Raw genomic sequence first — 25,722 nt, 5'->3', positions numbered from 1 at the left:
CCAAATTAATTTATTTAAATATTAAAGATGGATTTTAAAGCACAAATACAGATTGGTATACCTACTGAATTACCTTCAAAAAAGGAGCGTTCTTCAGCGGTAAGTCACGCGCCTAACCGAAAGCAAATACTTTCTAAAGAAGAAAAGCAATTGGCAATTAGAAATGCGCTACGCTATTTTCCGGCGGACTGGCATGCTGTTTTGGCTCCTGAATTTGCTGAAGAGTTACAGACGTATGGCAGAATTTATATGTATCGCTTTCAACCATCATATGATATGCATGCCCGAGCTATTTCAGATTATCCGGCAAAAACAAGTCATGCTGCATCTATCATGCTCATGATACAGAATAATCTAGATCCAGCGGTAGCACAACATCCACAAGAATTGATTACTTATGGTGGTAACGGTGCCGTTTTTCAAAATTGGGCACAATATCTTTTGACGATGCAGTATTTGTCTGAAATGACGAATGAGCAGACTTTACATATCTACTCTGGTCACCCAATGGGTTTATTTCCCTCATCAAAAGAAGCTCCAAGAGTTGTGGTCACCAACGGAATGATGATTCCGAATTACTCCAAACAAGATGATTGGGAAAAATATAATGCACTTGGCGTAACCCAATACGGTCAAATGACTGCGGGTTCCTATATGTATATAGGTCCGCAAGGCATTGTTCATGGCACTGCAATTACGGTTATGAATGCTTTTAGAAAGGTGTTGAAGGCGGATGAAAATCCTAATGGAAAAATATTCTTAACCGCTGGTTTAGGCGGAATGAGCGGTGCACAACCAAAAGCTGGCAACATAGCCGGATGCATCACAATCTGCGCAGAAGTGAATCCGCTTGCGGCAAAGAAAAGACATGAGCAAGGTTGGGTAGATGAGTTAATTGAAGATTTAGACACTTTAGTTACTAGAACCAAAATTGCCAAATCTAAAAATGAAATAGTTTCATTAGCATTTATTGGCAACGTGGTAGATGTTTGGGAGCGTTTTTTTAAGGAGGACATCTTCATACATCTCGGTTCTGATCAAACATCGTTACATAACCCATGGGCAGGCGGCTATTATCCTGCCGGACTCTCATTTGAAGAGTCCAACGTGATGATGAATAAAAATCCTAAAGAGTTTAAAGATAAAGTCCAAGAATCTTTACAAAGACATATGGATGCTGTTAACCAACATACCAAAAAAGGTACCTATTTCTTCGATTACGGAAATGCCTTTTTATTAGAAGCATCAAGAGCAGGTGCAGATGTTATGGCAGAAAATAATATTGATTTTAAATATCCGTCTTACGTACAAGACATTTTAGGTCCTATGTGTTTTGATTATGGCTTTGGACCATTTCGCTGGGTATGCTCTTCAGGAAAAATAGAAGATTTACAAAAGACAGATGCGATTGCACTGCGCGTACTAAAGGAAATTAAGAAAAATGCTCCGACAGAAATTCAGCAACAATTATCTGATAATATCAAATGGATAGCTGAAGCCGAACAAAATAAATTGGTCGTTGGCTCAAAAGCCAGAATTTTATATGCCGATGCCGAAGGAAGGGCTAAAATAGCATTGGCATTTAACGAAGCTATCGATAATGGAGAATTAAGTGCTCCAATAATTTTGGGGAGAGATCACCATGATGTTAGTGGTACAGATTCTCCCTATAGAGAAACAAGTAACATTTACGATGGCAGCAAATTCACGGCAGATATGGCAATACACAATGTTATTGGTGATAGTTTTAGAGGCGCAACGTGGGTTTCTATACACAACGGCGGCGGAGTTGGCTGGGGAGAAGTCACCAATGGAGGTTTCGGAATGGTATTGGATGGATCGAAAGATGCGGAACGAAAGCTAAAAAACATGCTCTTTTATGACGTAAACAACGGAATTGCAAGACGTAGCTGGGCGAGGAATAAAGAAGCAATGTTTGCTTTACAACGCGAAATGGACAGAACAAAAACACTAAAAGTTACCATACCAACATTAGTTGAGAATAAGCTTTTAGATAATTTATTTTAAGGTGGTTGTGATTGCTTTATAGATTTAAAAATTAGCTTAATCAATTTTTAACATTTTAAAAATGTAAGATTAGTATTACTTTTCCGTTCTGTTATCAAAAAAAATATAAAATCTTAAGGTTCCCCCGAATTTTAAGAAATTCAAGATTTTATAATTCCATTAAATTTTAAGGATTATATGTCAAACTATAAGTTAGCGAATAAAGAAAATTGGAAAGGACGTTCTTCTAATCAGCAACTCTATCTGCACGAGAAAGTAGAATTTTCAAGCATTAAAGAGCCTTTTACTGCTACAAATACGAAGACCATTGCTTTATTAGGCTATAGCAGTGATGAAGGTGTAAAGAGAAATTTAGGCAGGGTTGGTGCAGCTATGGGACCTAATGCTATTCGTAAGCAATTGGCCAAAATGGCCAACCACCTTATACCTAACACCCAATTAGTAGATTTCGGAAATCTAGAATGTCTAGACGAAAATCTAGAAAAATTACAAGCAGATGTATCTTCCAGCGTAACCACTTTAATACAAAATAAAATCATCCCTATTATCTTGGGCGGAAGTCATGATCTTGCCTACGGCCATTATAACGGACTAGTTACCCATTTAAAAAGCGGAGAAAAATTAGGCATCATAAATTTCGATGCCCATTTCGATCTAAGAGCAAATACCAATGGGAATAATTCAGGCACACCTTTTTACCAAATTGCAGTAGAACAAGAAGCCCAAAATGAGGAAATAAAATATATGGCTTTAGGTATTCGCAAAGATGCGAATACCACAGAATTGTTTGACTTTGCCGAATCAAAAAAAGTAAACTACCTACTTCAAGAACATTTTAGTATAAATTATTTAGAGCATGTGCAACTACGGCTTATTCAATTCATGGAAGATGTAGATTATATATACACAACAATAGACTTAGATGGATTTTCATCCGCTTTTGCACCTGGTGTAAGTGCTGCATCGCCAATGGGATTCTATCCAGATGTTGTTTTAGAAAGTTTGAAATTGATAGTTGAGTCGGGTAAACTACTTGGTTTAGATGTAGTAGAGTTGAACCCTACTTACGATATAGATGACCAAACTGCAAAACTAGCGGCCTCGTTGGTTCATTACGTTATTCATAAGCTATAGGGTAAAACAAAAAAAGCCTCCCTTAATGGAAAGCCTTTCATTGGGTTCTATCGATTAAATTCGATAAACACAATTGCCTCAAATCTCTTTGAGACACAACACAACACTGTAAAGGTAATAAAGCTTTTTAAATAAAAAAACGGTCTGTTCATTTCTTGTAACAACTATAGTCTTTCTGAATATTACTGACCTTCTTCAGTTTTGAACATCTTATAGATATGTTGCTTTTCTTTCAGCGTAAATTGTTTCTCTTCAAACCAGTCATGAATTCTTATTTTTTCATTTTCTATCTGGGCATTTCTAATCGCTTTTAAAGAAACGATATGCCAATGCGATCCTTTGTTTCGTGAAACCGAATAGCCTACATCTTCTATAATGTATGATTGTTTTGGTCTATTAATAAGTCGTACTCCGTTTTTCAAAACCGCTAGGGTTTCGGTAAGTCGAACAACTTCAGAGAAAGAATATCTGGCAAAATCGTTAAAACCATTCTGCTCAACATTATATAATTTATCACCAATATTAAGAGTATCCATAGCTTGAAAAAGCTGCAAATTTAAAAGGCAAAGCTTGTTAATGAAATTTTTAACGGGGATAGTTATTCACAAAATAAAAGGATAAAAAAAATTGCGTTCAGATATTACGCCATACCCTTCATGGTCAATAAAGTAGTTGCCCAAACAATTAAAGAAGATAAAAATATACCAATGGTATTTGCCAAAAAGGCTTTTTTTCTTTCAATTTTAAAAAGATAACTGGCAATACTACCTGCATAAACACCAGTGCCTGGAACGGGTAACATTACGAAAAATATAAGTCCATAAAATCCGTATTTTTTAATCTGATTTCCAGAACCTGTTTTTGCTCTTCTTGCAACGAACAATGCATTCTTTTTATAAAAATGCCACCTCAATAAGTACCTATTTACGGTATTTAAGAAAAACATCATAATAGGAAATACCATAACATTTGCTAAAAAACAAACTATAAAAATCACATAAATATTACCACCCTGTAGAAGACCGTAGGGTATACCAACTTTTGCCTCTCCTAATGGGGAGATACTCCAAAGTGCTGCTATAAGTATATCTTTCAACAAATTTGTTTTTTTTAAGCGAATGCAAAATTACGTTGTTCTCGAAAAATTCTATGCCATTTAAATCATAAATGTTGCCAATTGGTCAATTATACAGGTGAATGACCATAAACTAAGTAGCATCGGCTTTAAGAATTAAAAGATTCCAAGATTATGCTTCAACAGCATATACCTAAGACCATAATTATTTGGTATTTTTAATAGCTTACAACAACAACTAATTTCAACGCTTACCCATCATGACAAAAAATAATTCTAGAAGGTCGTTTATAAAACGAGCTTCAATAACCTCTGCTGCTTTAAGTACAACTCCATTTCTTCTTGCAGCATCAAAAAATGATCCTCAGCTCTTACATAGAAATTATTCTTTTAAAGACTTTGGTATAAATGACCAAATTAACATTGCTCTTATAGGCACAGGTATTCAAGGTATTTATGACACACAGGCAGCTTTACAGGTTGATGGCATAAAAATAGTAGCGGCATGTGATTTATATACAGGCAGACTTGATCGAGCTAAAGAACTTTGGGGGCAAGATATTTTTGTAACAAGAGATTACCGTGAAATTTTAAATAGAAAAGATATAGATGCCGTATTAATTGCTACACCCGATCATTGGCACCAAACAATAACCGTAGCCGCATTAAAAGCAGGCAAGCATGTGTATTGCGAAAAGCCAATGGTTCAAAATTTCAATGAAGGTCAAGAGATTATTAAAGCCCAAAAAGATTCTGGCAAAATTTGTCAAATAGGAAGTCAAGGAATGTCTTCTTTAGGTAATGAAAAGGCAAAAGAATTATATGAAGATGGCGCCATTGGTGATATTGTAATGTTAGATATGTATAATGATCGATATTCTGCGGAAGGAGCCTGGCAATATCCAATTCCTACAGATGCCAGTTTGAAAACCGTTGATTTTGACACCTTTTTGGGTAGCGCACCAAAAGTACCTTTTGATAACAATCGATTTTTTAGATGGAGAAACTATCAAGATTACGGAACCGGTGTTGCCGGTGATTTATTTGTACATGCATTCTCTACATTAAACTATGTCATAAGTTCAGACGGACCAAACAGGGCTTTGGCAACAGGCGGACTCCGCTATTGGAAAGATGGTAGAGATGTACCTGATGTTTCCATTACACTTTATGATTACCCAAAAACGGAAACCCATGCTCCTTTTAATGCTGCATTTCGCATTAATTTCATCGCAGGCAGTGGCGGTGGTGGCGGATTCAAATTAATTGGTACCGAAGGCGAAATGGAAATAGGTCAGAATTCAGTTACCGTAAATCGCTCTAAATTGGGTATGGAGCCTAGCGGATATTCAATGATATCATTTACAGAAGATATGCAAGCTAAAATAAGAGATGAATATGCTGCTAAAAAATTAGATACTAGAGCAAGTAGCTTAGCTACAGGTACAACTACTTGGCAAGCACCCAGAGATTATAAAGGAGCTCATTATGATCATTTTTTTAATTTCTTTACAAGTATTAGAACTAACGGAAAGGTAATTCAAGATCCTAAATTTGGGTTAAGAGCAGCAGGTGCTGCACTTTTGGCAAATGAGAGTTATTTAAGAAAACAACCCGTAAGCTGGAATCCGACCGAAATGAAATTACTATAATTAATCTTCTTCTACTTCTACGAATTGAATATGACGTTCTAAATTCTCTTCAATTGATATAAAAGATTCTATACCACGTATACCTGAAATACTCAGAATTTCATCTTGATACACTTGCTTGTAGTGAAAGCTATCTCTAGCATGCATTTTTATAAAGATGTCATACTTACCGGTAACGTGGTGTATTTTAACCACCTCTTCAATTTCATTTAACCGCTTCATCACTTTTTTGAACAGACTTATTTCACTCAAAAAGATTCCTAAGAATATGGTCATTTTCCAACCCATTTTAGCATAATCTAAACTTAAGGTCGCTCCTGTAATTAAACCCATTTCTCGCATCTTTCGCATTCGCATATGTACCGTACCTGGAGATACAATTAATTTCTTGGCAACATCTGTATATGGTGTCTGTGCATTTTCAGCCAAAATGTTTAAAATGCTAAAATCTACTTGGTCTAATTTATTCCTCATCTGTCCTAATCGTTTAAATAACTATTATCAATAAATCTGAATTTTCATTGAACTATTATACGCTTTTAACCCTTTTTAACAAATTTAATTTATAGTTATGTAATTTTTAGTATTAATACGGCAATAAAAGAACCAATAAATGAGGTATTATTTATTTTCCTCTATTCAAATTGATAATTGTATAAAAAGCACCTTTTTGGGCAATATTATCACTAAAGCACATTTATTATAATTCTGATTTACAAAACTGCATAATTGATAGTTTTTTTAATTAATACTAATTATTTTTCTAATTATCACATTATAACACACTATAAAACAAATACTTACTACATACTGTCATTTTTATATTTCTATAACAATTTATAATATTGTAGATGTCATTTAATCACCTAATAACATGATTTTTTGACTTGTAAAGTATCCGGAACTTTTCTTTTACGCATAAGGTATTCCCCCATTAGTATTTCTGCTAACCACAGAAGGGCTTTTTAGGTAGGCATACTATTGAGCAACAACTAAACTCACATGATTATGAAGAAAATTCTAACATTATCCTTCTTGTTACTATGTTCACTATTCGTAGCACAAGCACAGGAAATTACAATTAACGGTAAAGTATCAGATGCTCAAGGCCCATTGCCCGGTGTTAACGTTTTGGTCAAAGGAACCACAAAAGGTGTCATTACAGATTTTGACGGTCTTTATTCCATTACTGCAGATAGTGACGCCATTTTAGTGTACTCCTTTATAGGATATGCCAAATTAGAAATTCCAGTTAATAGTAAAACAACAGTAAACGCTACACTGGTAGAATCTGCTCAACAATTGACAGAGACCATAGTAGTAGGTTCAAGAGGACAAGCAAGAACAAAATTACAGACGGCAAGTCCTGTAGATGTTATAAGCGTAAGTAAACAGGCCATTAACATGCCACAATTGGATGTTGGTCAATTACTTGTTGCTTCCGCACCATCATTTACGGCTGTTAGATCGCAAGGGGGTGACCTTAGTGCTTCGGTTACACCGCCTTCTTTAAGAGGTTTGGGTCCCAATCAATTATTGGTTCTAGTGAATGGCAAAAGACGCCATAGTGGAGCACAATTAATTAGTTCCGCAACAGGTGGGTCTGCAAATTCAGTTGATATGGATTTCATTTCCTTGGATGCTATAGACCGCGTGGAAGTTTTAAGGGACGGTGCCTCAGCACAATATGGTTCTGACGCTATTGCAGGGGTAATCAATATAGTTACTAGAAAAGGTACAGACAAATTTACAGCAAACTACACTGCCGGTTTTTATACCAATTCCAATCCAGATATCAGTGATTCCAATATCAGTGAATCTGACCAAGATTTGCTTAACGATACGGACGGAGTAGACGGTATAACACATCAACTTGGAATCAATTATGGAACCTCTTTCGAAAACGGAGGATATCTTAACGTTGCTGGAACCTATCGTCAAAATGAAGCAGCTATACGCCCAAACATTAGCGGCGCTACACCTTATGGTGACTCTTATTTAAATAACGAACGAACAGATGCACAGGGTAACCCTATAATAACCAATCCTGAATTATTGGCCGCACAAACAGCCGGAGATGCTGCACTTGCCGCAGAATTACAGACAGATGCGGGTCTACTTGCCGCTCGTGGCCTTACCGCGAGAGACATATCCACCTTTGCAGGTTTATCACCAAGTATATTGGGTGTAGTTTCTTATGATCTAGAAATACCGCTTTCTGAAACATCTGAAAGCAGCTTTTATTCCTTTGGTGATTTTGGGTATAAATCCGGTCAACTATTTGGATGTTTTTTTAGAAGATCAGCACAAACCGATCGTTTCAATTATGACCTATATCCTAACGGTTTTAGACCACAAATGACCAATGATCAAACCAATTTGGCTTTTACAGGTGGTATTAAAGGAAAAGTTGGTGAATGGGATTTTGATTTTAGCAACACCTTTGGCACTAATACCCAAAGACTTGGACAATTTAATACGTTTAACGCCAGTTTACAATCCGCTTCACCAACAGAAATAGATTTAGGTACGCACAAATTTACACAGAACACAACCAATTTTGACCTTTCTAGATACTATCCAGATTTCTTATCTGGCCTTAACATAGCTATTGGAGGAGAATTTAGAATTGAGAACTATATTATAGAAAGAGGACAAGAAGAAAGTTACGCCGCAGGTGATGCAGGTGTTATTACCGCAACAGAAGACAATCAACAACTTATTGGACCAGATGGTTTTCCTTTAGAAGGTTTGGACGGGAGTCCAATTGTTGATGCTAATGGAGATGCTCTTGTACTACCTTATGCCGGTGTAAGCTCCTACCCTGTACTACAATACAGTCCAAATTGTCAATGTTTTAGAGGTTTTGCCCCTGAGAACGAGGCAAATGAGTTTCGCTCTGTTACTGGACTTTATCTAGACCTTGAATTAGATGTTACAGACAAATGGTTTGTAAGTGGTGCGTTACGTACAGAACAATACTCGGATTTTGGCGGAGTTTTTACCGGAAAATTTGCTACTCGTTATTCTATTACAGATAATTTATCAGTTAGAGGATCGATCAGTAATGGCTTTAGAGCACCATCATTACAAGAATTGAATTACTCACATACGTTTACCTTTTTCGTTGATCTAGAACCGTTTGACGGAACACTGTATCCAAATAGCAGTCAAGTCGCAAAAACTATTGGTATTCAACAGTTACAGGAAGAAAGATCTACCAACATTGGTTTAGGAATTACCGCAAAACTTTTTAATAAATTAGACCTTAGTATTGATGCATTTCAAATCGATATTAAAGACCGCTTGTTCAGTACTGGTAACTTTAGCGCAGATGACGCCCCAGCTTTAGAACCACTTATAGGTGCTGGTTTGGCAAGTTTTAGAATTAACGGTGGTGATATCAGCACAAAAGGTATAGAAATAGTAGCTAACTATAGTGAAAGAGTTGGTGAAGGAATGTTGAATCTAAACGTATCCGGATTACTATCAGACAGAACTTTTGAAGGTGCAAACGTTCCTGACTTGAATACGGTTTTGACCGATCAAGAACTTGAAGACCTTTATATTGACCGCGCCGTAATAGGTGCCTATGAGCAAGGTGTTCCAAATACACAATTCATTGCTTCCGCAACATATAGCATAGGAAAATGGTCTGGAATGCTAAGAGGTAACTATTTTGGGGAAATCGCCAGAATAGATGATGGTATTGGCACCTTGACCGATGCTAACTTTCCAAATGTTGGAGAACAAGGTTATTCTGATCAAACATTTTCGGCTCAGGTTACCTCTGATTTAGGGATTACATATAAGGCTTCTGAGAACTTGGCCTTTACCCTAACCGGACAAAATATTTTCAATAATTATCCCGATTTATATCGATCAGAAGAAAGAGGTTTTTACCTATATGGTAATGCACAACAAGGATCTCTAGGGGCTTTTTATTCAGTAAGGGCTACACTAAGCTTCTAATTGATGTTTAATATTAAAAATTAAGAAAATGATAAAGACATATATAAAAAAGTTAAGTGTATTAACTGTAATCTTAATAACATTCGGGTCGTGCGATTTAGAGCGGCTAGATTCAGCTCAAGAGGCAGCCGAAGGTGGTGGCACCTTAGATACTTTTACAGCCTATACCATAGATTCTACAGACCCAATGGGATCCAATGTTTTTGGAAGAATCGTATTCTGGAAGACCGATTTAGAGCAAACATTGGTACAGATATCAATGTACAATACCATAGAGGACACCTTTCACCCAGCAGTGATTATTGATGGAGCAGTTGGCGTTGGTACTTCGGTTTTAACAACGTTAGATGATGTAGACGGAACTACTGGAGAACTTACTGAAAACAAGTTCTTTCTCATTACGGACACATCGTTCTACGATAGTTTAGAAACACTAGACGCACATGTAAGCATTGCATTGAGCACAGACGATGACACTGTTGTTGCCGAAGGAAATATAGGTGCCAATGCTACGCCGGTAGATTCAAACTAGAAATTTTTTAACTTAAATATAGCACAGTATGAAAACAAATGTAAACAGAAGAGATTGGCTTAAAAAAGGCGTTCTCACAGCAGCAGGTGTAATGGCAGCACCTTATTTGACCTATGGGGCTTTCCCATCACAACCTATTGCATTAGATGCAAAAGGAAACATACCGTACACTCCGTTTTTCAAAGAGTATTTACCATATGCACCAACAGAACCTTTAGCGCTTGCAGCAAAATTGAATGCAAACGAAAATCCTTATGGTCCATCACCAATGGCTGTTTCTGCAATGCAGGAATATGCACCAAAAGGAAACCGATATGCTTGGAAAGAGCTATATCAGTTAATGGATAAACTTGCTGCAGAAGAAGGTGTCAAGCAAGAGAATATTATGATGGGTCCGGGATCATCTGATTTATTGGAAAAAACGGCGATGGTATTCTTCCAAAACGGAGGAAATATTGTTTCTGCAGATCCTGCTTACATGTCACTTATTAAAGTAGCGGAAGCTACAGGTGCAACATGGAAACCAATTCCGCTTAAAAAAGATTGGTCTCACGATTTAGCGGCAATGGAAGCTGCCGTAGATAATGATACAAAATTGGTATACATCTGTAACCCAAATAACCCAACGGGTAGTATGACAGACCATGCAGAACTGATAGATTTCTGTTCTCGCGTATCTGAAAAAACTCCGATTTTTATTGACGAAGCTTACTTAGGTTTCTTAGATGATGCTGCAGAAAAAAGTATGGTATCCTTAATTAATGAAGGTAAAAATGTAATCATAGCTCGTACTTTTTCCAAAATTCAAGGTATGGCAGGTTTACGTGTAGGTTATGTAGTTGCACAACCAGAAACATTGGATATTATTCAGAAAATAACACGTGGCGGTATGGGTATTTCATTACCGTCTGTTTATGCTGCTATGGCAAGTATGGAAGATGTTGCTTTTAAAAATAAATCTAGAAAACTGAATAAAGAATGTAGAGAATATGTGTATGAAAATCTTGATAAATTAGGCTTCGAGTATGTGCCTTCATCTACAAGTTTTATCATATTCCCAATAGAAATGGACGGTAAACCTTTCTTAGAAAAAATGACCGCCGAAGGTGTTGGTGTAAGAGCTTTTGAAATCTACGGAAAAAACTGGTGCCGTGTGAGCATGGGTACTATGGATGAAATGAAGTTGTTTACAGCTGCCCTTGAAAAAGTGCTAGTTTAAGTTTGAATTAGTCCAGGAGTTGGAAGATTGGATAATTGCCTTGACACAAAAATCCTGAATTCAACTCCTTCGGACTATTCATAATTCATCTATCTACTCAAACCAAAACACTCGAAAAATGAATTTTGCACTACAAAAAACCCTCGAATTAATACTTATTATAGGTCTTGGTGTACTTCTACAAAAGAAGGTAGCCAAGCAAGATTTGAAAGGAGTTAAAGTCTTAATATTAAGTGTCGCTCTACCCGCTACAATCTTTGTGGCCCTTCTCAAAATAGAGCTTAATGGTACCTTACTGGCCTACCCTTTAATGGCCCTGACCTTCAACCTATTAATGTTGCTTGCTAGTAAATATTTTTTAGCAGCATCTTTACCTAACGAAGAGAATAGTAAAAAACGGACCTTGATGATGTTATTACCATCTACTGCACCTGGTCTTTCATGTTTTCCATTTATTGTAGCTTACTTAGGTGACGACACCTTAGCACTAGCTGCACTTGCAGATATTGGAAATAAAATATTTGTGTTAATATTATTATACATGTTAGCCATGCATTGGTATAGAAAAAACGCGGTCATAGAAAAACAAGAGTCATCTTCAGCTAAATTAAAAGGACTCTTTATTTCATTAATCAACGAACCTATAAATATAGTTATAGTAGTAGGTTTAGTAATGCTAAGTTTTGGATTGAACCTTTCTTCTCTTCCTACCTTTTTTCAAAACACTGCGTTGAGTATAAAAGGCTTGATGACCCCATTAGTTCTGTTATTTATAGGCATGGCCGTTAGAATAAATTCGGGAGAATTTAAACTAATATTATCCATGTTATTACGTAGAAGTGGTATAGCATTTTTAATTAGTGGCGTTTTTGCTTTCATTCTACCAGCTTTAACACCTGCAATGATTTTACTATTGGTCGTATTTCCACAAAGTGCCTGTAGTTTTTGGCCATTTGCTCATATGAGCGCCATACAATCTATGGAAGATAAAGACGAGCACCCAAATCCAACTTTTGATGTAAACTTTGGTTTGAACATACTAGCATGTTCGCTACCCTTTTCTACATTGTTGATTATTGGTATTTTCTCGTTTAGCGATTACTTTATCAATCCACTGACTTTAATTGGTCTTGGCGTAGTCATTCTAGCTATTACTTTTGCTCCAGACCTTCTAAAATCTCTTAGTTCAAATAGTAGTCGAAAAGTAATTGATGACGATGCTCAAATGACTATTGCAAATAACACTTTCAACCGCGAAGACAAAAAAAACTTAAATGAAGCAAAAGCTAGTTAGGCGTAATAATTAATAGGTTTCTTTCATCCATTGATAAGGTGTTCTTTTCATCCAAAGGCCTCGAGTAAAATCAGGGAAATCTTGGGGCTCACCGTTATTGGCAATTGAAAACTCTGAAAGAGGTGTAACCGCACTCCAAGCCGCAGCATCATAAGCATCTAATGGCGGAGCAATGTTTTGCTTTGCAGATTCTACGAAAGAATTCAGCACAAAAAAGTCCATTCCGCCATGACCGGCATTTAAGGCATATTCACCATATTTTTTCCATAGTGGGTGATCATAGGTATCTAACCAAGGCTGAGCTTCATCCCATTGATGTGGCTCAGATTTTCCTTCCACATAAATTCGACTACCGTCTACCTCCCAGAGTCCGTTAGCACCTTGCGCACGAAATCCTAAGGAATAAGGTCTTGGCAAATTACAATCATGGGTAATAATAATAGTTTCTCCGTTAGCAGTATCAATAGTAGAGGTAATAACATCGCCCTGCTTAAATTTCACTTTTGCATTAGGGTGCTGTTCCCCGCCTTCCTTCACAATATAATTATGTAAGCCAATACCTTTTGATGCATGTGATGTCATTGACATAAAACGATTACCACGGTTAACATCTGCCATCACTGCAATAGGTCCCAATCCATGGGTTGGGTATACATCTGCATTACGTTTAACCGAATGCTCGGTACGCCATTTAGACTCCGATATTCCTTTCTTACCAAATTCCACCCCTTTTCCATAAGCCGTTTTACCATCATTGAATTTTACATGTCGTAAATCATGCTGATAGCCACATCTATAATGCACCATTTCGCCAAATACATTTTGCTTTACCATATTCAAAACCGCCAAAACATCTCTACGATAATTCACGTTTTCTAAAATCATCATATGTGTCCCTGTACGCTCATGGGTATTCACCAAATCCCAACATTCTTCTAAAGTATTAGAAGCAGATACTTCTACCCCTGCATATTTACCGGCTTCCATAGCGTCTACCGTCATACGTGTATGCCATAACCAAGGAGTGGCAATAATAACGGCATCAACATCTGCTAATGCTAAAAGATTCTTATAATCTAACTCATTCGCTCCAAAAACTTTTGGGGTTTTACCCTTAGCATCAGAAATGTACTTTTTAGCAATAGTTATTCTATCGGCATCAACATCACAAATAGCGGTAACATTTACATCTTTTCTAAGCAACAGATTCTGTAAATGATTAGTTCCTCTTAAGCCTACACCTATTAAACCGACATTTAATTTATCTGCAGCACTAAAACTATTATGAGCAAAACCAGGTACTGCAAATAGTCCCATACCAGCTATTGATGTATTCTTAATAAAATTTCTTCTTGATGCCATACGATGTAAATTTTATGAACTCTGAATTTATAAAAAGTTACCGACCCATATTAACTTATCATCAATTATAATGAGGTTACACCCGATAATTTGTACGAATTTTAATCACATTCGCTACTTTTGCGCTGTAAATACAGAAAATTATGACATTACTTTTAATGGCTGCCGGTAGCGGTAGTAGATATGGAAAGCTAAAACAATTTGATGATTTAGGTCCTAATGGTGAGTTTTTAATGGAGTTTGCCATTTATGACGCCATCCAGAATAATTTTGAGCAAATTGTAGTTATTACCAAAAAAGAGAACGTTTCTTTTTTAGAAGAGCATCTTTCTAAAAGAATACCAAGTACTATAAAATTAAATGTTCTTGCCCAAGAACTTACAGATTTACCTGATGGAGTTACCTTCACTGGTGAGCGTAAGAAACCATGGGGTACGGCACATGCAGTTTGGACCGCAAGAAAAGTAATCGACGGACCATTTGTAGTTATCAATGCCGATGATTTTTACGGACAATCTGCTTACAAAAAAGCTGCTGATTTCATGAAATCTAATGATGAAGCATATGCACTTTTAGGATACACTTTAAAAGATACTTTATCTGAACACGGTTCAGTTTCTAGAGGCGTTTGTGAAGTAAACGGAGATAATTTAGTTTCTGTTCAAGAGCGTTTAAAATTGGTTCAAAAAGAGAATAATATTCTTGATGAGGATACTAACCTAGAGTTTACTGGTGATGAACAAGCTAGTATGAATTTTTGGGTATGTAGACCTTCTATCTTTGATAAAATAGAATCTGAATTCAGAACTTTCTTGAAAGACGATGACCGTATTGCTAACAGCGAATTGTACATTCCTTTAATGATACAAGAAATGCTTCAAGCAAAAGAGATTGAAGTAAAATGTATACCTTCTGGCGGAGACTGGTTTGGTGTTACGTATGCAAGTGATAAAGAAAAAGCAATGAGTAGCTTAAAAGAAAAATCTGATTCAGGTAAATACCCTGCTCCTATTTGGAAATAAGAAATTCATTATTATAAAATAAGACCCATTAGATATACATTTAATGGGTTTTTTTATGCTCAAAAATGACCTAAACTAAAAAGAGTCCGATCTTAACAGACCGGACTCTTTTACGAGAACACTATATGAAAATGAAAAAATTTTAATTCGTTTTTTATTACATTGTAAATGTACAGGTAAGGTTAAATATTAGAAACAAATTGATGTCAACTGCTTATTTTTTGTTGTCAGATGGTCTATTTTTGTTGTGAACTCAATTTATAGCTATGAAAATTAGAATAAAAGGTGATTCTGTTAGGTTTCGACTAACCCAATCAGAAGTTAAATCGCTCTCTACAAATGGCGAGATTTACGACAGCACTAATTTTGGAAGTCAGGTATTCAGTTACGGAGTTATTCTTACGCGTGATGCCAATCAATTACGAATTAGCTTTGAAAACAATCGGGTTACTTTAGAAATGCCAGAAACTACCGGTAAGGTTTGGTTTGAAAATGATATTATCACCTATGACCATACTATAAAAACAACATCTGGCAACGAACTCTACTTACTTTTAGAAAAAGATTTTACTTGTTTAGATAACACAATAGAAGATCAATCTGATAACTACCCAAACCCTAAGTTGAGTTAAAATCTAGTAAATCTTATCATTTTTAAGGTAGTTTTAATGCATTTGATTGCTGTGGTTTCTTATACATTTACTAAGTTTAGTGTATGGATGCAAAAACCGAACGCAACGTCTCATTTAGAGGGTCAGAAGATTTTTTTGATATTGAATTAAAAGACCCCATTACACATGCCGCAGGCTATCTCGGTGTTCGTGAAGCTTTAAAACATACTTTTAAAGAAATGGGCGTTTTACGATCCATGCGTACTTTACTGAGCATGAATCAGAAAGACGGTTTCGATTGCCCAAGTTGCGCATGGCCAGACCCAGAACATCCATCTCCTGTAGCTGAATATTGCGAAAATGGGGCTAAAGCCTTAGGCGATGAAGCTACTACTGAAAAAATTGGCGCAAGTTTCTTTCAAAAGAACTCGGTTGAAGAATTGTCTCAATTAACTGACTATGAACTAAACAAATTTGGGCGTTTAGTAGAACCATTGATTTTAAAACCTGGTAGTGTTTACTACGAACCTATCTCTTGGCAAGCTGCTTTTGATTTAATCGCATCAGAATTAAAAAAACTAAATAACCCAAACGAGGCTATTTTTTACACCTCAGGAAGATCAAGTAACGAAGCCGCTTTCATATATGGTATGTTTGCCCGTGCTTTAGGCACCAATAACTTACCAGACTGCTCTAACATGTGCCATGAAAGTAGCGGTGTTGCTTTAGGTGAAACTTTAGGTATTGGTAAAGGATCAACAACTTTAGAAGATCTTTACGAAGCTGAGGTCATTTTAATAGCCGGTCAGAACCCAGGCACCAATCACCCAAGAATGTTATCTGCCCTAGAAAAATGCAAGAAAAATGGCGGCAAGGTGATTAGTATAAATCCGCTTGAGGAATCTGGATTAGTGAATTTTAAAAATCCGCAACATCTTGGCGGTTGGATAGGCGGCGGCGAAGACATGGCAGATATTCATTTACCGGTCAACATCAATCAAGACATCCCTTTGGTGAAATTGATCCTAAAGAAATTAGTTGCTTTAGAAGAACAATCAAATGATGTATTTGACCACGCCTTTATTGAAAAATATACAGATGGTTATGAGTCATTAATTGCTGACCTTAAGAATTATACATCAGAAGAACTATTAGCAAAAACAGGCGTATCCGAAGAAAAAATCAATGAAACTGTAGCGTTATTAGCTAGCAAATCTAAAATTATTGTATGTTGGGCTATGGGTCTTACACAGCATAAAAATGGAGTAGAAAATATAAGAGAATATATAAATCTTCTATTATTAAAAGGGGCCATAGGCAAACCAAATACGGGCACATGCCCAGTACGTGGTCATAGTAATGTACAAGGTGATCGTAGTGTTGGAATTCAGCATTTTGTTGACACGGCAATGAATAAACGTATTAAAGAACATTTAGGTTTTACCCCGCCAGATCACGAAGGTTTAGATGTTGTAGGTACGCTAAAAGCTATGTATGAAGGCAATGCTAAAGTATTTATGTGTTTGGGAGGAAACTTTTTAATGGCGGCTTCTGATACTGAATATACTGCCAAGGGTATTCAAAATTGCGACCTTACAATACAGGTAAGTACCAAATTGAACAGAACACACTTAATTACCGGCAAAACAGCCCTAATTCTCCCTACTATAGGTAGATCAGAGAAAGACATGAAAGATGGCAAACCACGTCATTTTACGGTAGAAAACAGTATGGGACGTGTAAAACGTTCTAAAGGGATTCTAAAACCTGCCGCGGACACCATAATGAGCGAGCCAGAGATTATCGCGAATATGGGACATGCATATTTCGGTGAAGGTCATTCTATGAATTGGAAGGCTCTTGGTAATGATTATGAATTAATCAGAACGCAGATAGATCAAGTTGCCAAAGGATTCAGCAAAACAGAAGAACGTTCTGTAGGTGCAGGTTACTACTTACCAAACAATGTACGTGAGTTAGATTTTAGCATGCTACCAAATGGAAAAGCACAATTTTCGGTCAATAAATTACCCGAGCACAAATTGGCTAAAGATGAGTACATGTTAATGACCATTCGTTCTCACGATCAATTCAATACCACTATTTATGGTCTTGATGATCGTTATAGAGGAGTATATAATGCAAGACGGGTAATTTTCATGAATATTGATGACATGAAAGCGGTCGGACTCAAAAAATTAGATGTGGTCGATATTACCAGTACTTATGATGACCAAATTAGAACTGCTCACAACTTTAAAGTAGTACCGTACAATATACCTTCAGGTAATTTGGCATCTTATTTTCCAGAAACTAATGTATTGGTACCCTACAATCATTTTGCCGACCGAAGCAAAACACCTATTAGCAAGTCTGTTAAAGTGAGATTGGTAAAGAAATAGTTAACCAATCTCACATTGAAATTCAATTATTTAACAATCTAGTAACTCAAAAATAAGTTAGTAGTAACTCATCTATCCTCTTATTATTCGAATCTTTACGGTCATATGTTTCAGTACATGAAATCTATTGAATTGACCGTTTTCTCAAATGTCCTTCTTGCATATAATGCCAAGTTGGAGGTCAATCTACTCCTTTTTAATATTTCAAAATCTTCAGGTAAACCTCCACTTATTTTATGAAAAAAAGACCAGTTGACATTGTAGTCATTTCTGATGTTCATTTAGGAACATACGGGTGCCACGCTAAAGAGCTTTTAAAATACATGAAATCCATAAAGCCAAAAGAAGTAATTCTTAATGGTGATATTGTTGACATTTGGCAATTTAGTAAACGCTATTTTCCAAAATCTCACATGAAGGTAATTAAGCTTTTACTAGAGTGGGTTGCCAAAGGCGTACCTGTACATTATATTACCGGTAACCACGATGAACTGTTGCGTAAATTCTCTGGTAATAACATGGGGTCTTTAAGCATCGTTAATAAAATGGTGATTCCGCTTGCAGATAAAAAAGCATGGATTTTTCATGGTGATGTCTTTGATGTTACCATGCAACATAGTAAATGGGTTGCCAAACTTGGCGCTAAAGGGTACGACTCCTTAATTCTATTAAATAGAGGCATAAACTTCGTTAGCAAGAAAATGGGTAGAGGTCCGATCTCTATGTCTAAAAAAATAAAGAACAGTGTAAAATCTGCCGTTAAGTTTATTAACGACTTTGAAGAGATTGCTGCAGATATAGCTATAGAGAATGGTTATGACTATGTGATATGCGGACATATTCACCAACCAGAAATTCGTAAAATAAAGACGGACAAAGGTGAGGTCACCTATTTAAATTCGGGAGATTGGATCGAGAATTTAACAGCCCTTGAATACCATAAAGGAAAATGGAAGCTATACTCTTACCTAGAAGACCAACTTGTAATTGACCACAAAGAAGATAGCAAAGAGGAAACTTTTGTCTTAGAAAAGGCAGAGCTTTTTGAAAGTCTATTAGAAGAGTTTAGAATTAGTGGAATGACCCAACAGACCAAATGAAAGTATTATACGCAATACAAGGTACCGGCAACGGACATTTAAGCAGAGCACGAGACGTTATACCCGCTCTTTTAAAACACAACATTTCTTTAGACATTTTGGTGAGCGGTATACAAGCAGATATTAAGCTGCCCTACCCTATTAAATATCAATTAAAAGGGCTAAGTTTCATCTTTGGAAAAAAAGGAGGCATAGATGTTTGGAAGACCTATTACAGGGCAAACTCCCTTCGGTTACAGAAAGAAATCAAAAGCATACCTGTAGAAGAATATGACCTCATCATAAATGATTTTGAACCCGTAACGGCATGGGCATGTAAGTTAAAAAACAAACCTTGTTATAGTTTTAGTCACCAAGCTGCAGTACTATCTAATTTAGCTCCAAAGCCTAAGAAGAAAGACAGAATGGGCAATTGGATTTTGAATAATTACGCCCCTACAAGCCATCAATTCGGACTTCATTTCAAACCTTACGAAGCAAATATCTACACACCTATAATAAGAAACGATGTTCGTTCTGCTGCAGTTTCAAATGGTGAACATTATACGGTGTATTTACCGTCATATAGTGATGAAAAATTGTTGCGCTTTTTAAGCAAGATGAAAAACACAAAATGGGAGGTATTTTCAAAGCACAATAACTATGAATATTTCAGCAATAACATTCATATAAAACCCATTACAAATGAAGCCTTTGTAAAGAGCATGGCTTCTAGCAAAGGTGTATTTTGCGGAGCGGGTTTTGAAACCCCAGCAGAAAGTCTTTTCATGCAAAAGAAATTACTAGTAATACCCATGAAAGGACAATACGAACAGCAATGCAATGCCGCAGCATTATCAGAAATGGGAGTTCCTGTAATTAAATCACTTAAAAAAAAGCACTTAGCCAAACTGAAAGATTGGTTGAATACTGATACTGTTGTACCAGTAGATTATCCAGATACTACAGATCAAATCGTTTCAAAACTGCTAGAAGAATCCCTAGTAATTCGCTAAAAAAGCCCAATTCAATTGAAAGAACAAAAAGTACCCTTTTTGAACGCATCAGATTTTGGTGAAGATTTTACATGGGGCGTATCAACGGCAGCATATCAAATTGAAGGTGGTCATGATGCAGATGGCAAAGGTCGATCCATTTGGGACAAGTTTACCGACACCCCGAAAATGATTCATAATGAAGACAATGCAAATGTCTCTTGCGATTTTTATCATAAGTATAAAGAAGATATTCTTTTGATGAAGTCTATGAATATTGACAACTATCGATTCTCATTATCGTGGACCAGAATTTTACCCTATGGTATAGGAACCATAAATGCGGCAGGATTAGATTTCTATAATAAGGTAATAGACTTTTGCCTAGAAAACGAAATTACACCTTGGGTTACGCTCTACCATTGGGATCTACCACAAATATTGGAAAATAAAGGAGGATGGACAAATAGACAGATTGTAACATGGTTCTCAGAATTTACGCAAGTCTGTGCCAATGCCTTTGGCGACCGGGTAAAACATTGGATGGTTTTAAATGAACCCATGGTATTCACAGGAGCTGGATATTTTTTAGGCGTACATGCACCCGGAAAAAAGGGATTAAAGAATTTTCTACCCGCTGCACACCACGCAGTTCTTTGTCAGTCGGAAGGTGGCAGAATACTCAGAAAATTAGTACCTGGCGCACAAATAGGCACTACATTTTCATGCTCACAAATTACCCCGTACAGACAGAATAAGCGAGATAAAAAAACTGCAATAATGGTCGATGCTTTGCTCAATCGTCTATTTATTGAACCCGCTCTAGGCTTAGGTTACCCCACAATTGAAGCTCCAATTCTAAAAAAATTGCAACCCTACATTCAGCCGACCGACATGGAAGACTGTAAGTTCGATTTTGATTTTATCGGAATTCAAAACTATACTCGTGAAAAGGTAAAATACAGTCTTTTAGTACCATATATAAGAGCTAAAATTGTAAAAGCCAGCAAACGAAATGTAGAAATCACCTTGATGGATTGGGAGGTGTACCCACCTAGTATTTACAATATGATCAAGAAATTCGGTGAGTATTCTCAGATTAAAAAAATAATTATCACAGAGAATGGCGCTGCATTTAAAGACACCATTGACGGAGAAATTATAACCGATTTAGACCGATTAAATTTTCTAAAACGTTATTTGAGTGAAGTTCTAAAAGCAAAACAAGAAGGTTTAAATATTCACGGGTATTTCGTGTGGACGTTTACTGACAACTTTGAATGGGCAGAAGGCTACTTCCCCAGATTCGGGTTGGTACATATCGATTTTAAAACACTTAAAAGAACAATCAAAGAATCAGGAAAATGGTTTTCTCAGTTTTTATCTCACAAGAGTTAAGCGCATAAAAAAGCCGATGCTCCCATCGGCTTAAGCTTTTATCCAAAAAACATGCACACATCTTACACGCGCAAGACAAAGGTAGTTGTCGTTTTTTTGTTACATGTTATGGCTATACTACCAAAATGTTACCTTATTGAAAAGCTGGCATTCCTGTAATATCTGCACCAGTAATTAGCAAATGAATATCATGAGTACCCTCATACGTAATAACACTTTCTAAGTTCATCATATGGCGCATAATACTGTATTCGCCAGTAATACCCATACCACCTAATACTTGTCTAGCTTCGCGAGCAATGTTAATGGCCATTTCAACATTGTTCCTTTTCGCCATGGAGATCTGAGCAGAGGTTGCTTTACCTTGATTCTTTAATTGCCCCAATCTAAACGCCAATAATTGCGCCTTAGTAATTTCGGTAATCATTTCTGCCAATTTCTTTTGCTGTAATTGCGTAGCGGCAATAGGTTTACCAAATTGCACACGTTCTTTTGCATATCTTAATGCCGTATCATAACAATCCATAGCTGCACCGATTGCACCCCAAGCAATACCGAATCTTGCTGAATCTAAACAACCTAATGGCGCACCTAATCCAGATTTATTTGGCAAAAGATTTTCTTTAGGCACTTTTACATTATCAAAGATCAATTCTCCCGTTGCAGAAGCTCTTAAAGACCACTTGTTATGCGTTTCTGGCGTTGTAAAACCTTCCATACCACGCTCTACAATTAAACCGTGTATACGACCTTCTTCATTCTTTGCCCATACAACGGCAATATCACAGAAAGGTGAATTTGATATCCAAAGTTTAGCTCCGTTTAAAAGATAATGATCACCCATATCTTTATACTTGGTTTCCATACCGCTAGGGTTAGAACCATGGTTAGGCTCGGTTAATCCGAAAGACCCCATCCATTCACCAGAAGCTAATTTGGGTAAGTATTTTTTTCGTTGTTCTTCTGTTCCATAGGTGAATATAGGGTACATAACTAAAGACGATTGTACCGATGCCGTAGAACGAACACCACTATCACCTCTCTCAATTTCTTGCATGATGAGTCCGTAACTGATTTGATCCAATCCGGCACCACCATACTCCTCAGGAATATATGGACCAAAAGCACCTATCTCGGCAAGACCTTTTATAATCTGTTTTGGAAATTCTGCTTTTTGGGCATATTCTTCAATAATTGGAGATACATCTCTCTTCACCCACTGGCGTGCGGCATCACGAACTAACAGATGCTCTTCAGAAAGTAAATCATCTAAATTGTAGTAATCTGGTGCTTCAAATAAATCTGGTCTCATAACAATGCTTTCATCAAAGATAAATAAAGAAATATAACAATATGCAAGACTAAAGTTACATTTTTAAATAAAACTCTTTAGTCAAGTCCACATACTCAGCAGTATAGACATGCCTGTCTGTTTCAATGCCCAACTCGGCAGTCTTACATTCTTGCTCTTCTCTAGAGAACGCTAAAAGTACACGCTTTATTTCTGCCGTTGGGTTGCCTTTTACATGAAGACATTCTTTTGGAAACAAACCTAAGTCTGCTGCCATATGTATAAAAGACTCTTTTTCTTTAAAAGGTAAAATTGTAGTGAACAATCCGTTTTCGGTTAACAATTTCGAAACTCCCTCTAAAAGCTCGTTGAAAGGAAGAAACTCATTTTGTCGCGCCTGATCACGTTGCAAATTTCCAGAAGTTACTGTCTCAGAATAAAATGGTGGGTTACAAATAATCAATTCATATTGGTCTTCAATTTCATCTACAAACTCGTCTAGACCGGCATGGTAGCAATATAAGCGATCGCCCCATGGTGATAATTCAAAATTTTCCACACATTGCTCATAGGCATCTGCATCAATCTCTATGGCATCCATTACTTCCGCAAAGCATCGTTGTGCCAGCATCAACGAAATAACACCTGTGCCAGCACCAATATCAAGAATAGATTCTGGATTGTTTTCAATATTTGTCCATGCACCTAGCAGAACACCGTCAGTACCAATTTTCATGGCACAGCGATCTTGATTAACACTGAATTGTTTAAATTTAAAAGGCTCGTTCACAGGAAAGATCTTAATGGGTTAAATCATTCAATATTCTACTTTTGGCATCTGTTAAGTAGCTTCTACCAATGGTATATCTAATACCGCCAATTTCAACACTATTACCTTCAACCACACTCACCTTATCCACAGCAATAGTATACGATCTATGAATTCTAAGAAAATTATCGCCTGGTAACTCATCGGTAAAACTACTTAGCGTTCTATGAATGATATATTTAGCGGTTGGAGTAATAATTCTGATATAATCTTTTAGGCTTTCTATTACCATAATCTCTTCAAGGTAAATTTTCTGAAGCTTCTTTTTATCGACCTTCACAAAAATAGATGGTTTATCGTCTTTATCTGACGAACCATTATCAGAACCTTTTTTTAGTTTTATAACTCTATCTACAGACTTAAAAAAACGTGGTAATGAAATTGGTTTTACTAAATAATCTATAGCCTCAAGTTCAAAACTCTTTAATGCATGCTCTTCATGTGCCGTAGTCATGATAACAAATGGTTTTTTATCTAGCGTACTCAAGAATTCTAATCCGTCAAGAAAAGGCATATTAATGTCCAAGAACATAATATCAACTTGGTTGTCTCTTAAAAAAGTGGACGCATCTAAAGCATTTAAAAAGGTGCCTTCTAATTGCAACTCTTTAACTCTTTCTATATAGTTTTTAAGCACATTTACTGCCAACGGTTCATCATCTACAACTATCACTTTCAAAATCATATCACCTTAAGCTTTAAAAAAACATTGAACATTTTATTCTCTTCGAATATCTTTAAATCATAATCATTTTTACCATAGCCTAGCTCTAAACGCTTCTTCACATTCGATAGACCAATACCACCTCTTTTTATTGGATAAACATACTCTTTATTGACATTAGGTATGGAATTAGAAACTTTAAAATCCATAAAACCATCCTCTACCTTTACGTCAATTTTAATCTTCATTTCCCCTATATTCTTACTTGCCCCATGCTTAAAGCAATTTTCAATTAGCGGAATCAATAACATGGGCGATATACTACAGTCATCAAGATTACCTGATATATTCATATCTATTTTCAAAGAATCATCGAATCGAATACGCTCCAAATCTATATAATTTCTAATACAATTGATCTCACTTGTTAAATCTTGTCGTTGCTTTTTTGTTGCATACAATAAATACCGCATCAGTTCAGACAATTTTAAAATAACCTCAGGTGCCTGATCAGATTTTTCTAGCGTTAAAGAATATATATTATTTAATGTATTGAAAAAGAAATGTGGAGAAATCTGAGAACGTAAAAAACGGAGTTCGGTTTTTAATTGTCGCTTTTCTAAATCATGAAGTTTACTACTCTCTCTAAGCCAATCAATCGTTAATTTAATGGCTGTAAAAAACGATATTACATATACCTCACCTATCATTGTCTGCACAGCATAACCCACTGTTAAGCTATCAATTACATCTAAACTTTCTGGCATCACATCTGTACTTACCAAATAATAAGTTAGATTATACTTAATCAATAACATTATAAATAATGCCAAGAGTATATAGATGACATATTGAACATACTTTTGAGTATAAATAAACACAGGCATTAAATAATATGCATTTAAATACGCCAAAAACATATGGATAGGAAAGCCGATTAAATTAGTCTGTAGAGAAAGTAAAAAATCATTATGAATAAATGACCATCGAAAAGTATTAAAGATGAAATAAACAGACCAGAACAAAAAATGATGCCATGGTTTGATTTCATTTGTTCCGAAAAACTTAGGCTTTCGTAAAAACTTCATCAATCTAATATCCATGATGAAAAATTAATACTATTTCTACTATTAATTACTATTGATATCGATCTTTATTATTTT

The 25,722-nt window shown here is 36.2% G+C and carries 21 protein-coding genes; 13 read left to right on the top strand and 8 right to left on the bottom strand.

The genetic code is table 11. The features are described from left to right. The first annotated feature begins 27 nt into the window (after window positions 1-27). Complete coding sequence (locus BUC31_RS06135) at window positions 28-2,028, top strand: urocanate hydratase (RefSeq protein ID WP_073242209.1); 2,001 nt, start codon at window positions 28-30, stop codon at window positions 2,026-2,028. Window positions 2,029-2,205: 177 nt separating this feature from the next. Beyond that, the gene (gene hutG, locus BUC31_RS06130) at window positions 2,206-3,162 is read left to right on the top strand and encodes a formimidoylglutamase (RefSeq protein WP_073242208.1); all 957 of its coding nucleotides are present in this window, start codon (window positions 2,206-2,208) and stop codon (window positions 3,160-3,162) included. A 182-nt stretch (window positions 3,163-3,344) separates the two neighbouring features. Here hutG and BUC31_RS06125 read toward each other — a convergent pair whose 3' ends face one another. Beyond that, a complete protein-coding gene (locus BUC31_RS06125) occupies window positions 3,345-3,698 on the bottom strand; it encodes a pyruvate kinase (RefSeq protein WP_073242207.1) in 354 nt (117 codons plus the stop codon). Between the two features lie 104 nt (window positions 3,699-3,802). Further along, entirely contained in the window at window positions 3,803-4,261 is a 459-nt protein-coding gene (locus BUC31_RS06120; protein ID WP_073242205.1) for a COG2426 family protein, read from the bottom strand. 236 nt (window positions 4,262-4,497) lie between these two features. On the opposite strand from BUC31_RS06120, the gene BUC31_RS06115 reads away from it, so the two are divergent. Beyond that, entirely contained in the window at window positions 4,498-5,889 is a 1,392-nt protein-coding gene (locus BUC31_RS06115) for a Gfo/Idh/MocA family protein (protein ID WP_073242203.1), read from the top strand. Here BUC31_RS06115 and BUC31_RS06110 read toward each other — a convergent pair whose 3' ends face one another. Next, window positions 5,890-6,363, bottom strand: a complete 474-nt coding sequence (locus BUC31_RS06110) for an Lrp/AsnC family transcriptional regulator (RefSeq protein WP_073242201.1) — start codon at window positions 6,361-6,363, stop codon at window positions 5,890-5,892. 534 nt (window positions 6,364-6,897) lie between these two features. Between BUC31_RS06110 and BUC31_RS06105 the strand changes: the two genes are divergently transcribed. The 4 genes from BUC31_RS06105 (at window position 6,898) to BUC31_RS06090 (ending at window position 12,906) form a co-directional block, all read left to right on the top strand. After that, window positions 6,898-9,861: a TonB-dependent receptor gene (locus BUC31_RS06105; protein ID WP_170861931.1), complete on the top strand. Its 2,964-nt coding sequence runs from the start codon at window positions 6,898-6,900 to the stop codon at window positions 9,859-9,861. Window positions 9,862-9,889: 28 nt separating this feature from the next. Then, window positions 9,890-10,393: a hypothetical protein gene (locus tag BUC31_RS06100; protein WP_073242197.1), complete on the top strand. Its 504-nt coding sequence runs from the start codon at window positions 9,890-9,892 to the stop codon at window positions 10,391-10,393. Between the two features lie 28 nt (window positions 10,394-10,421). Next, window positions 10,422-11,612 (top strand): pyridoxal phosphate-dependent aminotransferase, encoded by a 1,191-nt coding sequence (locus tag BUC31_RS06095; RefSeq protein ID WP_073242195.1) that lies wholly within the window; start codon window positions 10,422-10,424, stop codon window positions 11,610-11,612. 118 nt (window positions 11,613-11,730) lie between these two features. Beyond that, a complete protein-coding gene (locus tag BUC31_RS06090) occupies window positions 11,731-12,906 on the top strand; it encodes an AEC family transporter (protein WP_073242193.1) in 1,176 nt (391 codons plus the stop codon). A 9-nt stretch (window positions 12,907-12,915) separates the two neighbouring features. Here the strand turns inward: BUC31_RS06090 and BUC31_RS06085 are convergent, their stop codons facing one another. Then, entirely contained in the window at window positions 12,916-14,268 is a 1,353-nt protein-coding gene (locus BUC31_RS06085; protein ID WP_073242191.1) for a Gfo/Idh/MocA family protein, read from the bottom strand. A gap of 143 nt (window positions 14,269-14,411) precedes the next feature. On the opposite strand from BUC31_RS06085, the gene BUC31_RS06080 reads away from it, so the two are divergent. From BUC31_RS06080 to BUC31_RS06055, 6 genes are all read left to right on the top strand, one after another. Next, entirely contained in the window at window positions 14,412-15,290 is an 879-nt protein-coding gene (locus BUC31_RS06080; RefSeq protein WP_073242189.1) for a nucleotidyltransferase family protein, read from the top strand. 266 nt (window positions 15,291-15,556) lie between these two features. After that, window positions 15,557-15,922, top strand: coding sequence for a DUF7009 family protein (locus BUC31_RS06075; RefSeq protein ID WP_073242187.1), 366 nt, complete (start codon window positions 15,557-15,559; stop codon window positions 15,920-15,922). Window positions 15,923-16,005: 83 nt separating this feature from the next. After that, entirely contained in the window at window positions 16,006-18,303 is a 2,298-nt protein-coding gene (locus BUC31_RS06070; protein WP_073242185.1) for an FdhF/YdeP family oxidoreductase, read from the top strand. A gap of 236 nt (window positions 18,304-18,539) precedes the next feature. Then, window positions 18,540-19,403: a UDP-2,3-diacylglucosamine diphosphatase gene (locus BUC31_RS06065; protein ID WP_073242183.1), complete on the top strand. Its 864-nt coding sequence runs from the start codon at window positions 18,540-18,542 to the stop codon at window positions 19,401-19,403. After that, a complete protein-coding gene (locus tag BUC31_RS06060; RefSeq protein WP_073242181.1) occupies window positions 19,400-20,398 on the top strand; it encodes a glycosyltransferase family protein in 999 nt (332 codons plus the stop codon). The genes BUC31_RS06065 and BUC31_RS06060 overlap by 4 nt, the downstream gene beginning before the upstream one ends. Before the next feature lie 39 nt (window positions 20,399-20,437). Continuing rightward, on the top strand, window positions 20,438-21,775 hold the full coding sequence (locus BUC31_RS06055; protein WP_139251903.1) for a GH1 family beta-glucosidase: 1,338 nt from the start codon (window positions 20,438-20,440) through the stop codon (window positions 21,773-21,775). Between the two features lie 133 nt (window positions 21,776-21,908). On the opposite strand, the gene BUC31_RS06050 is transcribed toward BUC31_RS06055, so the two are convergent. The 4 genes from BUC31_RS06050 to BUC31_RS06035 are packed head-to-tail and all read right to left on the bottom strand — an operon-like array spanning window position 21,909 to window position 25,662. After that, window positions 21,909-23,087, bottom strand: a complete 1,179-nt coding sequence (locus BUC31_RS06050) for an acyl-CoA dehydrogenase family protein (RefSeq protein WP_073242177.1) — start codon at window positions 23,085-23,087, stop codon at window positions 21,909-21,911. Window positions 23,088-23,142: 55 nt separating this feature from the next. Next, window positions 23,143-23,856: a tRNA1(Val) (adenine(37)-N6)-methyltransferase gene (locus tag BUC31_RS06045; RefSeq protein WP_073242175.1), complete on the bottom strand. Its 714-nt coding sequence runs from the start codon at window positions 23,854-23,856 to the stop codon at window positions 23,143-23,145. Between the two features lie 10 nt (window positions 23,857-23,866). Then, window positions 23,867-24,580 (bottom strand): LytR/AlgR family response regulator transcription factor, encoded by a 714-nt coding sequence (locus BUC31_RS06040; RefSeq protein WP_073242173.1) that lies wholly within the window; start codon window positions 24,578-24,580, stop codon window positions 23,867-23,869. Continuing rightward, on the bottom strand, window positions 24,577-25,662 hold the full coding sequence (locus BUC31_RS06035) for a sensor histidine kinase (protein WP_084134956.1): 1,086 nt from the start codon (window positions 25,660-25,662) through the stop codon (window positions 24,577-24,579). Before BUC31_RS06035 ends, BUC31_RS06040 begins: the two co-directional genes overlap by 4 nt. Window positions 25,663-25,722 lie beyond the last annotated feature (60 nt).

This window comes from Maribacter aquivivus (assembly GCF_900142175.1).
Lineage (GTDB): Bacteria > Bacteroidota > Bacteroidia > Flavobacteriales > Flavobacteriaceae > Maribacter > Maribacter aquivivus.
Note: the sequence above shows the minus strand (reverse complement) of the source record. Positions and strands in the feature narration are given on the sequence as shown.